The organism is Corallococcus sp. CA054B (genome assembly GCF_003611625.1).
In the GTDB taxonomy this organism is placed as follows: domain Bacteria; phylum Myxococcota; class Myxococcia; order Myxococcales; family Myxococcaceae; genus Corallococcus; species Corallococcus coralloides.
This window is the reverse complement of the sequence record NZ_RAVY01000394.1, coordinates 1-1,407: the sequence shown is the minus strand read 5'-3', so window position 1 is coordinate 1,407 and position 1,407 is coordinate 1. Positions and strand designations below refer to the sequence as shown.

1 protein-coding gene is annotated in these 1,407 nt (G+C 74.8%); it reads right to left on the bottom strand.

Annotated features, from left to right (window positions below; genetic code table 11):
- The coding region (locus D7V80_RS40955; RefSeq protein ID WP_147447405.1) for an amidase at positions 1-1,373 on the bottom strand (1,373 nt) is incomplete at its 3' end.
- Between the last annotated feature and the right edge of the window lie 34 nt (positions 1,374-1,407).

Here is a 1,407-nt window from a genome sequence, read left to right as displayed (position 1 = left end):
GCCGTGCGCCCCAGCGGGAACACCACGACAGGGCTCCCCGTCGCGTTGAACAGGCAGGTGAACCCGCCCAAGGCCTCCAGATAGTCGCGAGGCGCGCCGTCCACGTCCACCGGCGCCCCGAACGGCGTGTGCGGCGGCGCGGCCGACATCGCCACCGGCACGAGCCACGCGTCCCAGCCGGACAGGAAGTCCTCCAGCAGGCCGATGTGCCCGTCCCGCCGGCTGAGCGCCGTGCCGTAGCCCGTCATGTCCACGCGCGTGCCCTGCAGGATGGCCTTCGCCAGCAGGTCGCGCGCGTAGGGAAGGAACTGCTGCTGGTAGCCCTCGCGCACGGGCGGAGGCAGGGGCGCGCCCACCTCGGCGCCCTCAATCAGCCCCCACACCTCCACCAGGTCCGTGAAGTCCTGCCCCGGCGGCACGGCCTGCTCCACCACGACGCCCTCCTTTCGGGCCGCGGCGGCGAAGCGCTGGAACAGCTCACGCGTCTCGCGGTCGGCCTGGAAGGGCCCCAGCGTGTCCGCCCACGCCAGCCGCAGGCCCTTCAGCGCCCGGGGCTTCGCGGCCCCCACCGGCGCGACGGGCGGCACCTCCGGAGCGCGCGGATCCGCGCCCTCGATGAGGGACAGCAGGAGCCGCACGTCCGCCACCGAGCGCGCCAGCGGCCCCGCGCAGGCCATGTGGCGCACGTGGCGCGTCCCGCCCGGCGGGTCCGGGATGTGCCCGAAGGTGGAGACCCGGTGCTCCGTGGGCTTGAGGCCCACGATGCCGCAGTAGTGCGCCGGCTGCCGGATGGAGCCGCCAATGTCGCTGCCCACCTCGAACGGCGTGAGCCCCGCCGCCACCGCCGCCGCCGCGCCACCGCTGGAGCCGCCCGGCGTGCGCCCCAGGTCATGCGGGTTGTTCGTCCGGCCCCAGAGCGGCCCGTCCGTCTGGAAGTCCCCCGCGAACGGCGGCAGGTTCGTCTTGCCGAAGAGGATGGCCCCCGCCGCCTTGAGCCGGGCCACCACGGTCGCGTCCTCCGCGGGCACGTACTGCGCGAAGCCCGGATGGGCGGCCGTCGTGCGCAGGCCGCCGGTGCTGAACGCGTCCTTCACCGTGAAGGGCACGCCGTGCAGCGGACCCCACAGCTCGCCCCGGGCGAGCGCCGCGTCCGCCGCTTCCGCCCGCTTCCGGGCCTGCGCCTCGTCCCAGGTCACCACGGCATTGAGCGCGGCGTTGTGCGCTCGCGCGCGGGCGAGGAAGGCGTCCAGCACCTCCACCGCGGTGACGTGACGCTCGCGCAGGGCGGAGGCCAGCTCCGTCGTCGTGAGGGACACGAGCGCCCGTGCCCCTCCGGCGGTTCCGGGCTCCTGCGGCGGGACCGATGATTTCATGTGCGTGCACTCCCCCGGAGCTGTCTCTTATACA